Annotated in this window: 7 protein-coding genes; 4 read left to right on the top strand and 3 right to left on the bottom strand. The window is 72.2% G+C overall.

Annotation, left to right across the window (positions count from 1 at the left end):
• Positions 1-62: 62 nt before the first annotated feature.
• Positions 63-5,441 carry an ExeM/NucH family extracellular endonuclease gene (locus I596_RS15295; protein WP_150132193.1) on the bottom strand — a complete coding sequence of 1,793 codons (5,379 nt, stop codon included), beginning with the start codon at positions 5,439-5,441 and terminating at the stop codon, positions 63-65.
• 675 nt (positions 5,442-6,116) lie between these two features.
• On the opposite strand from I596_RS15295, the gene I596_RS15300 reads away from it, so the two are divergent.
• Positions 6,117-6,476 (top strand): hypothetical protein, encoded by a 360-nt coding sequence (locus tag I596_RS15300; protein ID WP_067649863.1) that lies wholly within the window; start codon positions 6,117-6,119, stop codon positions 6,474-6,476.
• Between the two features lie 103 nt (positions 6,477-6,579).
• On the opposite strand, the gene I596_RS15305 is transcribed toward I596_RS15300, so the two are convergent.
• Positions 6,580-6,993, bottom strand: coding sequence for a barstar family protein (locus I596_RS15305; protein ID WP_067649866.1), 414 nt, complete (start codon positions 6,991-6,993; stop codon positions 6,580-6,582).
• Positions 6,990-7,337, bottom strand: a complete 348-nt coding sequence (locus I596_RS15310) for a guanyl-specific ribonuclease (protein ID WP_425478812.1) — start codon at positions 7,335-7,337, stop codon at positions 6,990-6,992. Before I596_RS15310 ends, I596_RS15305 begins: the two co-directional genes overlap by 4 nt.
• A 190-nt stretch (positions 7,338-7,527) precedes the next feature.
• Between I596_RS15310 and I596_RS15315 the strand changes: the two genes are divergently transcribed.
• The 3 genes from I596_RS15315 to I596_RS15325 all read left to right on the top strand — a co-directional run bounded on the left by I596_RS15315 (position 7,528) and on the right by I596_RS15325 (position 17,638).
• Positions 7,528-8,127: a YdeI/OmpD-associated family protein gene (locus I596_RS15315; protein WP_067649868.1), complete on the top strand. Its 600-nt coding sequence runs from the start codon at positions 7,528-7,530 to the stop codon at positions 8,125-8,127.
• Between the two features lie 107 nt (positions 8,128-8,234).
• Positions 8,235-8,846 (top strand): glycine zipper 2TM domain-containing protein, encoded by a 612-nt coding sequence (locus I596_RS15320; RefSeq protein ID WP_067652121.1) that lies wholly within the window; start codon positions 8,235-8,237, stop codon positions 8,844-8,846.
• A 434-nt stretch (positions 8,847-9,280) separates the two neighbouring features.
• Positions 9,281-17,638: a glycoside hydrolase family 94 protein gene (locus I596_RS15325; protein ID WP_425478813.1), complete on the top strand. Its 8,358-nt coding sequence runs from the start codon at positions 9,281-9,283 to the stop codon at positions 17,636-17,638.
• Positions 17,639-18,022 lie beyond the last annotated feature (384 nt).

Here is an 18,022-nt window from a genome sequence, read left to right on the forward strand (position 1 = left end):
TTGCTCGCATCCTGCGATCGTCGCCCGGGATCCGGCCCTGCCGGCCCCGGGCGACGCGGTCGTCATTGCGTGACCGGCGCCAGCCAGGGCCGCTCGTCGCCGACCACGGTGCGCAACCGCACCGGCAGCGCGTTGCGGTCGTGGGCCAGCGGTGCCGGCGCTGCGCCGGCGCTGCCGACATACAGATAGCCGCGTGCCTCGCCGGCCTGCTGCCAGCCCAGCTCAAGCGGGCCGGCGCCCGGCGTCAGCGGCTGCCAGCCGCTGCGCGCAGCGCGTCCATCGGCATCGCGGACGGTGACGCGCACGGCAGGCTGCGCGCCCAGGCGGACCAGGTCGATCGCGAACAGCGCCTCGCCGCTGCCGGCCTGGCCGACGGCGACGCGCACCGGCAGTGCGCCGAGCCGGCCGACGAGGTCCGCGTCCGGCAGCAGGCTGGCGCCGACGAAGCCCGCTGCGTCCGGCGCATCCAGCGCCTGGTCGGCCTCGGCCTGCTCGAAGTCGTCGCGGAACAACACGATCAGCGTCGCCGTGTCGCTGGCGCTGTTGTTGGCCGGATTCGGGTCGGTCACACCGGGCGCCACCGTCGCGGTGACCGCGTTGACGATCGGCTCGTCGTCGGCACCGGCCTGCACCGTAGCCGAGTACAGGTAGGTCACCTGGCTGCCGGCCGGCAACGTGACGGTGTCGCTCAAGACCTCGCCGCTGCCGTCGGCGCAGGTGGCGCCGCCGGTGGTGGTGCAGACCCAGGTGCCGTCGGCCAGCACCGCCGGCAGCACGTCGCTGACCGTCGCGGTCGCCGCGGCCGGCCCGGCATTGCTGACGGTGATCAGGTAGTCGAGCGTCTGGCCGACCTGCACGAAGTCGCGCCCGTCGGTGATCGTCACCGCGACGTCCGCCTGCGCCGGCAGGGTCACCGCCGTCGTGGCCGTAGCGCTGTTGTTGCCGCCCGCCGGATCGGCGGTGGCCGCGGTCACGGTCGCGGTGTTGGTCACGGTCGTTCCACCGGCATCGGCTGCCACGGCGACCACCAGGGTAAACACCGCCGAGCCGACCGCCATCGTCGGCTGCTGGCAGGTCACGGTACCGCTCTGGCCGATCGCCGGCGTCGTGCACGACCAGCCGGACGGCGCGCCCAGCGACGTGAAGCGGACCGCGGACGGCAAGGCATCGGTCAGCGTCACCGACGCCGCGCTGTCCGGACCGGCATTGGCGAGCGTGATCGTGTAGGTCAGCGCGCCGCCGGCCTCGACCGGATCGGGCGCGTCCACCAGCATCACCGAAAGATCCGCCTGCGGCGCCGATACCGTGGTCGTCGCCGTCGCGCTTCCATTGCCCGGCACCGGGTCGAACGTCGTCGAGGTGGCCGAGGCGGTGTTCGTCACGCTGCCGCTGGCGTCCGCCGCCACGTCGGCGACCAGGGTGAACACGGCGCTGCCGACCGCCATCGACGGCCGCTGGCAGCTCACCGTGCCGGCCTGGCCGGCGGCCGGCGTCGTGCACGACCAGCCGGCGGGCGATGTCAGCGACGCGAAACGCAGCGATGCCGGCAAGGCGTCGGTCAGCGTCACCGCGGCTGCGGCGCTCGGGCCGGCATTGGTCAGCGTGATCGTGTAGGTCAGTGCCGCACCGGCAGCGACCGGGTCCGGACTGTCGAGGAGGGTGACGGCCAGATCGGCCGCGGTGTCGACGCCGACCGTCTCGGTGGCGCTGTTGTTGGCGGTGGCCGGATCGGCCGTCGCCGAGGTGACGGTGGTCGCGGCGGCCAGCGTGCTGCCCTGTGCCAGGTCCGCCGCGACGGTGACCGCCAGTGTGAAGGCCGCGGTGCCCGGCGCGAACGTGGCCAGCGTGCAGGTCACGGTACCGGCGGTACCGACCGCGGGTGTCGTGCAGGTCCAGCCGGCGGCGCCGGAAAGCGTGGCGAACCCGGTGCCGGCCGGCAGGGCCAGCGTCCAGCTCGCGCTGCTGGCCGACGCGGGGCCGAGGTTGCGGACCTCGATCGCGTAGGTCAGCGTTCCGCCCGCCAGGACCGGATCGGGCGTGGCGCTGGCGCTGATCGCCAGGTCGGTCGATACCGCATCGGCGAAGAGGCCGACCAGGACCGGATCGTGGTCGGACACGCGGTAGGGGCTGGCCGGCTCGAACAGCACGCGCGGCGGCGTCAGCCCCGAGCCGTCGGGCTTCTCCTCGTAGTCCGGCTCGCCGGTATCGCGTACTTCGTCGTTGTAGTCGAACAGCGGCACCTCGTCGGCGTTGATGTGCCAGACGCCGATGCCGGCGACCTGGGTGTCGAGCGCGGCATTGGCCAGCGCGTAGTCCAGGTGGCCGAGCTGGCCGTCGAACAGGTACGAGTACGCGGCCGGGCCGAGCCGGTCGGCGATCAGGTCGACATAGCTGCCACCGGCGAGCGTCGTCATCGGGGTTTCGCGCGCATAGGAGTTGAAATCGCCGAGCAGCAGCACGTCCGGGTCGCCGGCGGCCGGTATCACCGTGCCGTTGATCCAGGTCAGCAGGCGGCTGGCCTGCTGGTTGCGCCGGCTGGCGAAGCACGCCTGGCCGTCGCCGGAATCGGCATCGGCACCGCTGGCGCCCGAGCAGCCCTTGGACTTGAAGTGGTTGGCGACCACGGTGAAGCGCTCGCCGAACGCCGGATTGCCCGCATCGACCACGTCGAAGGTCTGCGCGGTCGGCGGCCGGTTGTGGATCGCGTTGAGATCGACCTGTGGCGCACCGACCGGCGAGAGCACGCCGGAGCGGTAGATCAGCGCCACGCGGATCGCATCGCTGCCGAGTGCGCCGCCGGTGTTGACGTAGGCATACGGATGGCTGCCGCCGCAGCGCGCGTTGACCGCGCCGAGCAAATCGGTGACGGCGGCCGAGGTCGGGTGGTTCTCGATCTCGACCAGGCCCACCACGTCGGCGTCGAGGCCGCAGACCACCAGCGAGGTGCGCTCGCGCTGGCGCACCAGTTCGGCGGCGCTGTCGGCGCCGCGGCAATCCATCGTGCCGGACGGGCCGCAGGGGCCGGACGAGGTGCTGGCGGTCGTGTCGATCGTCGAGAAGTAGTTCAGCACGTTGAAGCCGGCCGCCTTGATCGCGCCGGGCACCACCGGCGCCGTCGCCGGGCGCGGGTTGGCGACGGTGAACGTCGCCGGACGCGCCGTCGTCGGCCGGATGCGCCAGGCATCGGTGCCGGTGAAGCCGGCGAAGGACCAGTGCAGCACGCCGGTGAGGTTCTGCACCTGGTCGCCGCCGCGGAAGAAGTCCGTGCCCTGCACGCCGACGCCGAGGCCGCCGTTGGCCCGCGGGTGGTAGATGTACTGCTGGCCGTCGGGCTGGGTCAGCGAGACGTTCTCGGTGTTGTTGTCGTCGTCGAGGATCACGCGGCGGCGCGCGAGCTCCGCCAGGTGGGCGTTGTAGGCGCTGGCGCCGGGGGCGTGGTCCTCGGTGAACTGGCGCGGCCGCTCGCCCTGGTACAGCGTGATCTGGCCGAACCGCGCGAGCTGGAAGTACTCGGACACCGCCAGCGAATCGACGTAGGTCACCAGCATGCCTTCGCGCGCTTCGTAGAACGCGTCGACGTCGCCGCTGATCGGCAGCGTGATCGGCGTGGGCGTGACTTCGTCGAGGTGGTTACCGGTCGAGGTCACGACCACCGCCGCTGCCGTCGTGGCATTGAGCTGCGTCATGCCGAAGTATTCGGAGACCGTGCCGGAGACGCGCACGCGCTGGCCTTCGGCCACGCCGACCGGGCAGGCGCCGCAGTAGACGAAGATGCCTTCGGACGTGGCCGGATTGGCATCGGCGTCGGCGTCCTCTTCCTGCAGGAAGAAGCCCGACAGGCGGCCATTGCCCTGGTAGCTGGCGGTGACGACGCCTTCCACCGAGACCGTGACGCCGGCCGCGATCGGCGTGGCGGCGCCGCTGCCCTGGAGGTCGTGGATGCGATGCGAGGTCGGCGGCGCGTCGTCGTTGAGGATCGTGCCGATGCCTTCGGCGACCACGGCCACGGCGTTGACGACGTTGCTGACCCGCACGTAGAAGGTTTCGTCCGGTTCCGGCGTCGTGTCGCCGTTGACGGTGACGGCGAAGCTGTAGCTGTCGGTGCCGGCCGCGATCGTCTGGCCGGTCAGCGACCGCGCGATGTAGTCCGACGGCGCCGTCGCGCTGCCGTCCGCCGTGGCGATGTCGAAGCTGACGCCGCCCGCGGGGGCGGGCTCGGTCAGGCTCACGGTGAACGTGAACGCCTTGGTGCCGCTGTTGCCCTCGGTCTCCGAGACGCTGTCCACGCGCAGCAGCACGCCGGCGTCGTCGTTGACGATCAGACCGATGCCGGTGTCGTTGGCGACGCTCGCGCCGACCACGTTGGACACGCGGACCAGGAACACCTCGTCGTCCTCCGGCACGGTGTCGCCGTTGACCAGGACGGTGTAGGTCGCGCTCGACTGGCCGGCGGCGATGGTCTGACCGGTCAGCGACAGCGCGGTGTAGTCGGACGGCGCGGTCGCGGTGTCGTCGATCGTCGCGAGGTCGAAATGGACGCCGCCGGCCGGGGCCGGTTCCGACAGGCTGACCGTGAACGTGAAGGCCGTCGTGCCGGTGTCGCCCTCGTCGAGCGTCACGTCGTCGATGCTGAGTTCGGGACCGGCGGCTTCACCGTGCGCAGTGACCGAGAAGTCGTCGATCGACAGGCCATGATCGGCGCCGGTGTGATCCGGATCGGCGAAACGCAGCATGACCTCGCTGCCAGCCGGGATGCTGAGGCCGGTGATCGTGAAGGCCTTGGCCGTGCGGTTGGCGGCCAGGTTGCCGTTGAGCGCGCCCGCCGTCCCCGTGGTTACCGGGCTGGTGAAGTCGAGCGCCGTCACGGCGACACCGGTCGACTGGAATTCGGCCAGCGTGCCGGTCACCGACGGATTGCCGATCAGGTACGAGAACGTGATCGTCTGCTGCGCGGCCGTACCGGTCGCGCCGCTGTTGCGCCACTGCTCACCGGTGAAGGCGACGTCCAGCGAGGTGATCGTCGTGCCGGTCGCATTCTGCAGCCGCACGCCCCAGAACAGGTTGCCGACGGCGGCATTGCCCGAGCCGAGCGAGCCGAGTGCGCGATCGCTGCTGCCGCTGGCGCCGTAGCTGTAGAGGTTGCCGGCGTTGCTGGCGCCGGTATCGGCGACGATCGTCGTGCCGGTGCCGACCCGCGCGTGGAACCATCCGGGTATCGTCGCGTTGTTGGTCCAGGTCGTCGAGCCGCTCGCCGGCAGGCCGTTGAAGTCCTGCGTGTACGGCGTATCGAGCGCGGTCAGCGCGACCTGTGCCGCGGCCGGTGCCGTGCCGAGCGCGAGCGCCGCCAGGGCCAGAGCCCGGCCGAACCGATTGCGGCGCGCGAGCGCGCGCTCATGAGCACCGCCCTCCCGGGGCGGGCAGGCGAAACGAAGCAGGACCACGGACTTCTCCTTGGAAGCGAACGGTTGCAATCGACGAAATCCCCACGCCCACGCCTTCGCCTTGCCACGAAGGCGACGCCAGAGCACCGCGGCGATGGTGGTCGGCCGATGCGACACCGTCATGACGCCTGACCGATCCGGCGGCGCCACAGTCCCCCTGCAGAACCGCATGATGCCGGGTTTCCGAAGCGCCGGCGAAACGCCACCGCGCTGCGACCGTCCGTGGGGAAAAGCCGCTGCGCGTCACACTTCCCGATGTGCACCGGCAACATTCGCGAAAACGCGAAGCCGTTCCTGAAAACCCTTCGCACCCGGGCGCAGGAGTTGCTTCCTGGTAGCCATGACCCACCGCGCCTCGTTCGCTTCCCCGCCCGGCCTCGCGCATGCAGCGCCTGCAAGGCCGTGCGCAGCGCGGCGAGGACGGCATCCGGCGGATGTACGCGACACCGGCGTAGCGGCCCGGGCCGGCGCGACGCGGCGCGTCGCTTGTCGACAAATTGCGCGCGGGTATGACCCGCCGGCGCGTCCGGCCCCAGGCGCTTCGTCGCGATGCGATCACCGGCCCTCGTGCCGGCACCGCCCCGGACCAGGACCTTCTTCAACCACCCTGCGCGATCCACGAGGCGACGTCCGCAGCGGAACCGACCTGTCGCTTCGATCCCAAGGAGAACACCCGTGGCCAATATCAACGAAAGTCTGGCGAAGCTGCTCGAGATCGACGGCGCCACCTGCGGCGCGATCGTCGATGCCAACAGCGGCATGATGCTGGGCAAGGCCGGTACCGGCATCGACCTGGACCTGGCGGCCGCCGGCAATACCGAGGTCGTCCGCGCCAAGCTCAAGACGATGAAGTCGCTGGGCTTGAACGACACGATCGAGGACATCCTCATCACGCTCGGCAAGCAGTACCACATCATCCGGCCGGTGGTGGCCAAGCCCGGGCTCTTCGTCTACCTCGTGCTCGACAAGGCGCGCTCGAACCTGGCGCTGGCGCGCCGCGCCGCCCAGGAAGCCGAGCAGGCCCTGCAGATCTGACCGCCACGGCGGGACGGGGCCCGCCGTACCGCACGCCATCGGATCGCGCTTTCCGTGCAAGGAGGCCGGAAGGCGCGGCCGCGCGATCCGGATGCCGTGCCGCCTACCCGGCGGTGTCCGGCATCGCCACGAGGGCCCAGAACGGCACGCCGCGCTCGGCCCAGGCCAGCGCGGCCTCCTCCAGTACGTCGAGCAGCACATCGAAGGTGCGATCGCCGTGCCGCAGCGGCGCGTCGCGCAGCAGCGTCAGCACGTAGCCGCCGGCCGGCAGCCAGCCCAGGTCGCGCAGGCTGTCGGCAAGCGCATCCCAGTTGCCGCCGAACGTCGGCGGAAAATCCAGCGCCTCGGCGATGCGCCGCAGGAGGGCCGTCTTGCCGCGGCAGCCGCGCAGGTCGACCTGACGCGCCAGCAGGCCGGCCTCCCGCGCCGCCTGCGCGAGCGCGCCGAAGTCCGCAGCGGCGACCAGGTAGAGGCCCGCCCGTGCCGGATCGGCCAGCAACGGCAGCGGCGCGCTCATCGCGGCACCTCGAAGCGGCGGAAGCTCGCGTAGTGATCGTCGGTGTAGTAGTACGCCGCCGGCGGCTGGCCGCCGGTGACGATGCGGCGCGCACCGCGATGACCCAGGCCCGGCGTGGCGACCGTGTATTCCCGGTAGTAGCCGCGCGCCATGCGCGGCAGATGCCCTTCGCGATTGCCGAACACGCCGCCATCCTGCGGGTGCGGGAACGGGCCGCCGCGCGCGATCAGCCGCACGGTCTCGCGTGCCTCGGGCGGCAGGAAGGCCGGCAGGTCGACGGGGGCGGCCACCTCGCCACCGGCCGGCGCTGCCGGCGACGGCACCGGTCCGGACGCAGGCCGCAGCCAGGCCGCGACGAGGACCAGCACCAGCAAGGCCAGGACGGAAAACGACGTGCGGGCTATCGGCGAGGCCAAGGCGGCATGCGGCCATCAGGAAAACCAGGCCGCATTGTGCCTGTGCCACGCCGCGCCGCGCGACCCCGCTCTGCCGCTTCGGCGTACAGTAGCCATCCCGGCCACGCGGACGCCGACCATGCCTGCTCGCGATCCCCGCATCGACGCCTACATCGACCGCGCCCAGCCGTTCGCGCAACCGATCCTCACCCACGTCCGCGGCCTCGTCCACGAAACCTGCCCGGACGTCGAGGAAACGATCAAATGGGGCATGCCGACCTTCGTGCACGCCGGCGGCCTGCTCTGCGGCATGGCGGCGTTCAAGCAGCACGCCTCGTTCGGCTTCTGGAAGCACGGCCTGGTCATGGGCGAGGACGGCGAGCGCAACGGCATGGGCAGCTTCGGCAGGCTCGTCTCGATCGAGGACCTGCCGCCCAAGCGCACGCTGATGGCGCTGATCCGCAAGGCGGTCCGTCTCAACGAGCACGGCGTCCGGACCGCAGCGGCGCCACGCCGCGCCCGGCCGCCGCTGGCCGTGCCGGCCGACCTGCAGCAGGCGTTGCGCGCCGTGCCGGCCGCCGCCCGGACCTTCGAGGCGTTCAGTCCCAGTCATCGGCGCGAGTACGTCGAGTGGGTGCTCGAGGCCAAGCGCGCGGAGACACGGCAACGGCGGATCGCCCAGGCGGTCGCCTGGATGACCGAGGGCAAGCCGCGCAACTGGAAATACGTGAAGGGCTGAACACCGCTCCCGGCAACGGCGGTCCACGCGGATCGCGCCCCGTTCAGCCGCCGGTGGGGGCCATTGGGCACAAAGACGCATTCCTTCCACTCGCGAGACGCATGCTCATGAAACTGCCGCTTCCGTCGCCGGCCCACCTGGGACTGGGCCTGCTCGTCGTCGCCCTGGCGTCCGGCTGCACCCAGAGCCAGGCCCCCGCACCGTTGGCCGCCGAACAGCAACCGGCGGCGGCCGATGCCGCCTCCCCCACTGCCGCGCCCGACGCGGCCGAGCGCGCCCCGGCCGCCGCCGACTACGCCCGCGTCGTCAGCGTGACGCCGGTCAAGCGCCGCGTGGATCACCCGCGCCAGGTCTGCGAAGACCGTGTCGTCACGCGGCAGGCGCGCCCCAAGGATGAGAACAAGGTCACCGGCACCGTGGTCGGCGCCCTGGTCGGCGGCGTCGCCGGCAACCAGGTCGGCGACGGCCGCGGCCGCGACCTGGCCACGGTGGCCGGCGTCGTCGGTGGCGCAGTGGCCGGGCGCAAGATCCAGGAAAACCAGCAGCGCAAGAACACCGTGACCCACGTCGAGAACGTCTGCCGCACCGTCAACGACGCCACCGAAGAGGTCTACGCCTACGACGTCGGCTACGAGTACGCCGGCACCGTGCTCACCGCGCGCCTCGACCACGACCCGGGCGACCGCGTGAAGCTGCCGGTCCGCGGCATGGTGCAATGACCGCGACGCGGCACCGCGCCGACAGCGGACGCCGCGCGATGCCGCAGCGGTGGCGGCGCGATCCCGCCGACGTCCCGTAACGCCGGGTCGCATCGGGCGAAGCCCCGCCGGACGACGCGCGCGCCTTGGCGTCGGCGCGCAGGCGGCGGTTCGCCCACGTACGGGATGCTGGCCGGGCGCCAGCGGGTTCGGATCGCCACGCCGGCAACCGGTGTCCGCTCGCGACGCTCCGTGCCGGCGCCTGCCGCGCGCGATGCGCAGGCCGCATCGTTCCACTCCACCCGACCGGGCTGGACACTACCGAGGTCGCCGTGAAGCTACCGCTCGGATCCTGGAACCGCTGGCTCACAGGGCCCAAGGCCGCCGATACGCGCAGCCTGCTGGCGGCCGAGATCGAACAGCCGCTGCGCGCCGAGCTGTTCAGCACCGAGCAGATGGAAGAACACGGGGCGGTACTGGCCCGGTTCCACCGGCTGTACGGCGGGCGCAGCCGCAACCGCCTGCTGGCCCGGCTCGCCGACAACGAAGCGGCCCTGCTGCAGACCTGCGACCTGCTGAATGCCGCGATCCGCGAAGGCCGGCGCGTCACGCCCGCCAGCGAGTGGCTGCTCGACAACTACTACCTGATCGACGAGCACCTGCGCACCGCGCGCAGGCACTTTCCCCAAGGGTACAGCTGGCAGCTGCCGCGACTGGCCAACGGCGTATCGGCCGGCCTGCCGCGGATCTACGACATCGCGCTGAACGCGATCTCGCACGGCGACGGCCGGTTCGACCAGGAGAGCCTGCATCGCTTCGTCGCCGCCTACCAGCGCGTGGCGCCGCTCTCTCTCGGCGAACTGTGGGCGATACCAATCATGCTGCGGCTGGCGCTGATCGAGAACCTGCGGCGCGTCGCTATGCGGGTGATGCTCGATCGCCGCCACCGCGACCTGGCGGCGGTCTGGGGGGAGACGATGGCCCAGGTCGCCGCGCGCGATCCCAAGAGCCTGATCCTCGCCGTGGCGGACATGGCGCGCTCGGACCCGCCGGCGAGCAGTTCCTTCGTCGCCGAACTGATGCAGCGCCTGCAAGGCCAGAGCGCTTCGCTGGCCCTGCCGGTGTCCTGGCTCGAGCAACGCCTGGCCGAGGCGGGCGTGACGATCGAGCAGCTGGTGCAGTCGGAGAACCAGCAGCAGGCCGCCGACCAGATCTCGGTCAGCAACTCGATCGCCAGCCTGCGCCTGCTGCTGTCGACCGACTGGCGCCGCTTCGTCGAGGGCCTCAGCCGCATGGAGGCGATCCTGCACACCGATCCGGCGGGGGTCTATCCTGCGATGGACTTCGCGACCCGCGATACCTATCGCCATGTCGTCGAGCGCCTGGCGCGCCGCGCCGCCCGCCCCGAGGAGGACGTCGCCGCTGCCGCGATCGCGCTGGCGGCCGCGCATGCGGCCACGCCCGACGCGCCGCAGGCCCACGTGGGCTGGTACCTGATCGGCGAGGGCCGGCCGGTGCTGCGGCGGGCCTGCGGCCTGCGCGCGGCACTGCGCCGGCCACCGCTGTCGCTGTACCTGGGCACGCTGGCCGTCCTCACCGCCACGCTGGTCGCCGCGCCCGCGCTGTGGCTGCTGCGTACGCCCACCTCCCTCGGCCTGGCGCTCGCGACCATCGGCCTGCTCACGCTGGCGGCGAGCCAGCTCGCGCTGACGATGACCCACTGGCTCACCGCGATCGTGACCGTGCCGCAGGCGCTGCCGCGGATGGACTACAGCCGCAGCATCCCGGCCGATGCCGCGACCCTGGTGGCCGTGCCGCTCCTGATCGGCGACGAAGACGCCGCGCGCGAGGCGATCGCGGACCTGGAGATCCGCTACCTGGCCAATCGCCAGGAGCACCTGTACTTCGGCCTGCTCAGCGACTTCCCCGATGCCGCCAGCGAGCACACCGATGGCGACGAGGCGATCCTCGCCGCCGCCGTGGCCGGTATCGAGGAACTGAATCGGCGCCATGCCGGCGAGCGCGGCGGGCCGTTCTTCCTGTTCCACCGGCCGCGCCGCTGGAACGCAGGCGAAGGCGCCTGGATCGGCGAGGAGCGCAAGCGCGGCAAGCTCGGTGCGCTCAACGCGCTGCTGCGCAGCGGCGATGCCTCGCGCTTCTCGCGGATCGTCGGCACGGTCGATGCCCTGCAGGGCATCAACTACGTGATCGTCCTGGATGCCGACACCCAGCTGCCGCATGGCGCGGCGCACGAACTGGTGGCGACGATGCGCCATCCGCTCAACCGTCCCCGCTTCGCGCCGGACGGCAGCCGCGTGGTCGCCGGCTACGGCATCCTGCAGCCGCGCGTCGGTACCGCGCTGACCCTGGCCGGGCTGTCGCGCTACGCCACGCTGTTCGGCGGCGACCCGGGGCTGGACCCGTATACCCGCGCGGTGTCCGACGTCTACCAGGACCTGTTCGGCGAGGGCTCGTTCACCGGCAAGGGCATCTACGACGTCGAGGCGTTCGAGCGCGCGCTCGGCCAGCGCCTGCCCGACAACCGCATCCTCAGCCACGACCTGCTCGAAGGCAGCTATGTGCGCGCCGGCCTGGCCAGCGACCTGGTGCTGTTCGAGGACTTCCCGCAGAGCTACGCCGCCGACATCCGCCGTCGCCACCGCTGGATCCGCGGCGACTGGCAGATCGCCTGCTGGCTGCTTCCGTGGGTGCCGGGCAGCGACGGCCGCCACGAAGCCAATCCGCTGTCGGGACTGGCTCGCTGGAAGATCTTCGACAACCTGCGCCGCAGCCTGGTGGCACCGGCCCTGTTCGCCCTGCTGGTGCTCGGCTGGACGGTGCTGCCCGCGCCGGGCTACTGGACGGCGATCGTCCTGCAGCTGGTCCTGGTGCCGGTACTGGTGGAGGCGCTGCTGGCGGCGGCGCGCAAGCCGGCCGAGGCCGCGTGGCGCCGTCACCTGGGCTTCGCGGTGCGCAGCGCCGGCCGGCGGCTCGGCCAGGCGCTGTTCGCCCTGGCCTGCCTGCCCTTCGAGGCGCTGGTCGCCGTCGACGCGATCGTGCGCACGCTCTGGCGGCTGTTCGTGTCGCGGCGCCACCTGCTCGCGTGGACGCCTTCGAACATGGTCCAGCGCAGCCTCGGCGCCGGGCCTGCGCACATGCTGCGGCAGATGGCGTTCTCGCCGCTGGCGGCGCTCGGCATCGGCGGCAGCGTGGCCTGGCTGCAGCCGGCCGCGCTGCTGCCGGCGCTACCGTTCCTGCTGGTCTGGCTGCTGGCGCCCTGGATCGCCTGGCACGTCAGCCGGCCACCGCGGCCGGCGCAGACCACGCTCGACCCGCGCTACCAGCCCCTGTTGCGCGACGTCGCCCGCCGGACCTGGCACTTCTTCGAGCGCCACGTCGACAGCTCCGATAACTGGCTGCCGCCGGACAACTACCAGGAACAGCCCGACGGCATCCTCGCCACGCGCACCTCGCCGACCAACATCGGGCTCAGCCTGCTGGCCGCGCTGGCCGCGAACGACCTCGGCTACCTGTCGCTGCGCAGCCTGCTCGAACGCATCACGGCGACATTCGACACGCTCGACCGGCTCGAACGCCACCGCGGGCATTTCTACAACTGGTACGACACCCGCAGCCTCGCCCCGCTGCCGCCGCGCTACGTGTCCACCGTCGACAGCGGCAACCTGGCCGGCTTCCTGCTGACGCTGCGCCAGGGCCTGCTGGGCCTGGCGGATTACGCGCCATCGCGCGCGCGCCTGCTGCCCGGCCTGATCGACACGGCCACCGTGCTGCGCAGCCTGGCACCCGCGCCGTTGCAGCCGTCGGTGACGCGCTTCCTGCAAACTGCCGCCGAGGCCGAGGCCCGCTGCAACGCCGGTCCGTGCAATCTTGCGGCGATCCTGGCGGTGCTGGAGCAGGAGGCGCGCACCGTACTGGAAGCCGCTCCGGATACCGACGCGGCCGACTGGGCACGCCGCCTGGTCGTCCAATGCGCCGAAGCGGTCGAGGAGCTGCAGGTGTTCGCCGCCGCGCCCGCCGCCTCGCTGGCGGAACTGGCCGGCACCGGCTCCGCCACGGCGATCACCTGGCTCGGCGTGGCGCGGCAGCTGGCCGAGCGCGCGGCCGGCTTCGCCCGGCCCGACTACGGCTTCCTGCACGACCGCGCGCGCGACCTCTTCAGCATCGGCTTCAACGTCGACGACCACCGCCGCGACCTGGGCTACTACGACCTGCTGGCCTCCGAGGCGCGCCTGGGCATCTTCGTCGCGATCGCCCAGGGCCAGGTATCGCCGAAGAGCTGGTTCTCGCTCGGACGGCTGCTGACCCAGGCCGGGGGCGCGCCGGTGCTGCTGTCGTGGAGCGGCTCGATGTTCGAGTACCTCATGCCGAACCTGGTGATGCCGGCCTACCCGGGCTCGCTGCTGGAGCACACCGGCCGCGCCGCGGTCACCCGGCAGATCGCCTATGGCCGCGAACGCGACGTTCCCTGGGGCATCTCCGAAAGCGGCTACCTCCTGACCGACGCGGCGCAGAACTACCAGTACCGCGCCTTCGGCGTGCCGGGCCTGGGCCTGCAGCGCGGACTGGCGCAGGAGCTGGTGATCGCCCCGTATGCCAGCGCGCTCGCCCTGCTCGCGGCACCCGATGCCGCCGCCGAGAACCTCCAGCGCATGGCCGGGCAAGGCTGGCTGGCGCCGCAGGGTTTCTACGAGGCGATCGACTACACCGGCACGCGCCTGCCGCCGGGCCAGCGTTGCGCGGTGGTGCGCTCGTTCATGGCGCACCACCAGGGCATGGCCCTGCTGGCGATCGAGCACGTGCTGCTGGACCGGCCGATGCAGCGCCGCTTCGAGGCCGACCCGCAGGTGCAGTCCGCGCTGCTGCTGCTGCAGGAGCGCCTGCCGCGCGCCACCGGCCAGCCGGCGCGCGATCCCAAGCTGGTCGATGCGCGCAACGCCGGCGAAGCGGCAGCGGTGCCGCTGCGCGTGTTCGATCGTCCCGATCCGGCGGTGCCGGCCGTGCAGTTGCTCTCCAACGGGCGCTATCACCTGATGCTGAGCAGCGCCGGCGGCGGCTACAGCCGCTGGCGCTCGATTGCGCTGACGCGCTGGCGCGAGGATCCCACGCGCGACGACTGGGGCAGCTTCTGCTACCTGCGCGACCTCGGCAGCGGGCGGGTGTGGTCGACCGCGTTCCAGCCGACCCTGGAGGCCGACGAAACCTACGAGGCGGTCTTCACCGAGGCGCGCGTGGAATTCCGCCGCCGCCTGGACGACTGGGAAACGCATACCGAGATCGTCGTGTCTCCCGAGGACGACATCGAGCTGCGCCGCACCCGCATCACCAACCGCGCGGCGACCGCGCGCACGATCGAGGTCACCAGCTATGCCGAGGTGGTGCTGGCGCCGGCGATCAGCGACAGCCTGCATCCGGCCTTCAGCAAGCTGTTCGTGCAGACCGAGATCGTCGCCTCGCGCAATGCCATCGTCTGCTCGCGCCGGCCGCGCGACGCGCACGACCAGCCGCCGTGGATGTTCCACCTGCTGGCCGTGCACGAAGGCCAGAGCCTGGGCACCTCGTTCGAGACCGATCGCGCGCGCTTCCTCGGGCGCCACGGCTCGCCGGCGCGCGCCGCCGCGCTGGCACCGGGCGCCGACCTGTCGGGCACGGCCGGCTCGGTGCTCGATCCGATCGTGGCGATCCGCAGCCGCATCCGCGTGCCGCCGGACCAGACCGTCCTGGTCGACCTGGTCACCGGCGTCGGCGCCAGCCGCGACCAGTGCCTGCAGCTGGCCGACACCTATCACGACCGGCGGCTGGCCGATCGCGTGATCGACCTGGCCTGGACCCACAGCCAGATCTCGCTGCGCCAGATCAACATCAGCGAAGCGGCGGCGCAGACCTATGCCCACCTGGCCGGCCGGCTGCTCTACAGCCACGCCTCGCTGCGCGCCGAGGCGCAGCTGGTCGTGCGCAACCGCCGCGGCCAGCCCGGGCTGTGGACCTATGCGATCTCCGGCGACCTGCCGATCATGCTGGTGCAGGTCAGCGACGAGGCGCACCTGGACCTGGCGCGCGAAGCGGTGCAGGCGCACGCCTACTGGCGCATGAAGGGCCTGGTCGTGGACCTCGTGATCTGGAACGAGGAGCGCGGCGGCTACCGGCAGAGCCTCAACGACGCGCTGATGGGGATGATCGCCGCCAGCGTCGACGCCAACGTGCTCGAACGCCCCGGCGGCATCTTCGTCCGCGCGGTCGAGCAGATCCCGCACGAGGACCGGGTACTGCTGCTGGCGGTGGCGCGGGTCGTGCTCAGCGACAAGAACGGCAGCTTCGGCGAGCAGCTGCGGCGCCGCGCGATCGGTGACCCGACGCCGCCGCGGCTGCTGCCGCGCGAGAACCCGCCCGTGTCCGCGGCAGTCGAACCCGAGCCGGCGCCGTCACCGGCGCTCGACAACGGCCTGGGCGGCTTCTCCGAGGACGGCCGCGAGTACCTGATCGTGAGCCGCCCCGGGGAGACGACGCCGGCCCCCTGGTCCAACGTCATCGCCAACGAGCACTTCGGCTGCGTCGTCAGCGAAAGCGGCATGGGCTACACCTGGCACGAGAACGCACACGAGTACCGCCTGACGCCGTGGCACAACGACCCGGTCACCGATGCCGCCGGCGAGGCGTTCTACCTGCGCGACGAGGACAGCGGCCGCTACTGGTCGCCGGCGCCGCTGCCGGCTCGCGGCAGCGGGCCGTACACGACGCGGCACGGCTTCGGCTACAGCGTGTTCGAGCACGTCGAGGACGGCATACGCAGCGAGCTGCGCATCTACGTGGCGCCGGACGCGGCGGTGAAGTTCTTCGTGCTGCGGCTGCGCAACCTGTCCGGCCGGCGCCGGGCGCTCTCGGCGACCGGCTACGTCGAATGGGTGCTCGGCGACCTCGCCGAGAAATCGGCGATGCACGTCGTCACCGAGCTCGATCCGCGCAGCGGCGCGCTGGTCGCGCGCAACCGGTTCCATCCGGAGTTCGGCGAACGGGTGGCCTTCTTCGACGTCGACGAGCCGGCCCGCACGCTGACCGGCGACCGCCTGGAGTTCATCGGCCGTAACGGCACGCTGGCGCAGCCGGCGGCCCTGCAGCGCCAGCGCCTGTCCGGCCGGGTCGGCGCGCTGATGGATCCGTGCGCGGCGATCCAGATCCCGTTCGAGCTGGAGGACGGCCAGTCGCGCGAACTGATCTTCCGGCTCGGCGCGGCGGCCCAGGCCGACGACGCCAGCGCGCTGATCCTGCGCCTGCGCCAGCCGGGTACCGCGCGCGACGCGCTGGAAGCCGTCCGTGCGCGCTGGGCCGACCTGCTCGGCGCGGTGCAGATCGCCACGCCCGACCGCGCGCTCGACCGGCTCGCCAACGGCTGGCTGCTCTACCAGGTGATCTCGGCGCGGCTGTGGGCGCGCAGCGGCTACTACCAGTCCGGCGGCGCGTTCGGCTTCCGCGACCAGTTGCAGGACGCGATGGCGCTGGTGCATGCCGCACCGCGGCGGCTGCGCGATCAGCTGCTGCTGTGCGCATCGCGGCAGTTCAAGGAGGGCGACGTGCAGCACTGGTGGCACCCGCCCGCCGGCCGCGGCGTGCGCACGCGCTGTTCGGACGACTACCTGTGGCTGCCGCTGGCCTGCTGCCGCTACATCGCCTGCGGCGGCGACCGCGCCGTCCTCGACGAGACCCGGCCGTTCCTGGAAGGCCGGCCGCTCAACGCCGACGAGGAATCCTACTACGACCTGCCGCTGCGCTGGGACGACCACGCCACGCTGTACGAGCACTGCGTGCGTGCGATCGAGCACGGCCTGCGCCTGGGCGCGCACGGCCTGCCGCTGATCGGCAGCGGCGACTGGAACGACGGCATGAACACCGTCGGCAGCGCCGGACGCGGCGAAAGCGTCTGGCTGGGCTTCTTCCTGCACCGCGTGCTGGTCGATTTCGCGCCGCTGGCGCGCGATCGCGGCGATGCGGCCTTTGCGGAACGCTGCGAGACCGCGGCGGCGGTGCTGCGCGAGCAGCTCGACCGGCACGGCTGGGACGGCGGCTGGTACCGGCGCGCCTATTTCGACGACGGCACGCCGCTGGGTTCGCAGCGCAACGCCGAGTGCCGCATCGACTCGATCGCGCAGAGCTGGGCGACGCTGTCCGATGCCGCTCCCGCCGCGCGCGCGGCACAGGCGCTCGACGCGCTCGACGCGCAACTGGTCAAGCCGGACGCCCGGCTGGTCCAGCTGCTCACCCCGCCGTTCGACGGTGCCGGGCCGGACCCGGGCTACATCCGCGGCTACGTGCCCGGCGTGCGCGAGAACGGCGGCCAGTACACGCACGCGGCGATCTGGGCGGCGATGGCCTTCGCCCAGGCCGGACGCACCGCGCGCGCCTGGGCGCTGTTCGACATGATCAACCCGCTGCACCATGCGCGCACGCGCGAGGAAGCGGAGGTCTACAAGGTCGAGCCGTACGTGGTCGCGGCCGACGTCTACGCGGTCGCGCCGCATACCGGCCGCGGCGGCTGGACCTGGTACACCGGCTCGGCCGGCTGGATGTACCGCCTGGCGATCGAGTCGCTGCTGGGCATCCGCCGCGAGGGCGCGCAGCTGCGCATCGATCCGCGCCTGCCCGCCGGCTGGCCCGGCTTCCGCTTCAGCTACCGCTACGGCGGTACGACCTATCGCGTGGCGGTCGTCGTCGGCGACGGCCCGGTCGCGCCGGGCGGCACCACGCTGGCCCTGGTCGACGACGGCGGCGAGCACGCGGTCGAGGTGGTGGTCGCACGCTGACGCGCGGACCTCGGAGCCGGCCCTGTCCGCGCAGCGCCTTGGCAACGGCCACGACGCGCGGATTGCCCGCCCGAGCTGCCGGCGAGACCGCAAGGCGCGCCGGCGTGCCGCTCGGCCACGAGCGCCGCAGCAAGGTTCTCCGCGGTCGCTTCCGTCTCGGATGGTGCGTGCCAGGGGCGAGGCTTCCGCCACCGGCCCGGTCGGCTGCCGCGAAGCAGCCGGCCCTGCGGCGCCGGACGCGGAACCAGGCGCACGCGCCCGGCCCGCCCGCCGTCGCTGGCACGGTGTCGAGAAAGGGTTGCCCTGCCCGTTCTCGACGCACATGCGGTTGCAGCAAGGCCGCGCTACCGGTTCCGCGGACCGACGGCGTGCGCCGTCGTTCCG

It is taken from the genome of Dokdonella koreensis DS-123 (assembly GCF_001632775.1).
Classification (GTDB): domain Bacteria; phylum Pseudomonadota; class Gammaproteobacteria; order Xanthomonadales; family Rhodanobacteraceae; genus Dokdonella; species Dokdonella koreensis.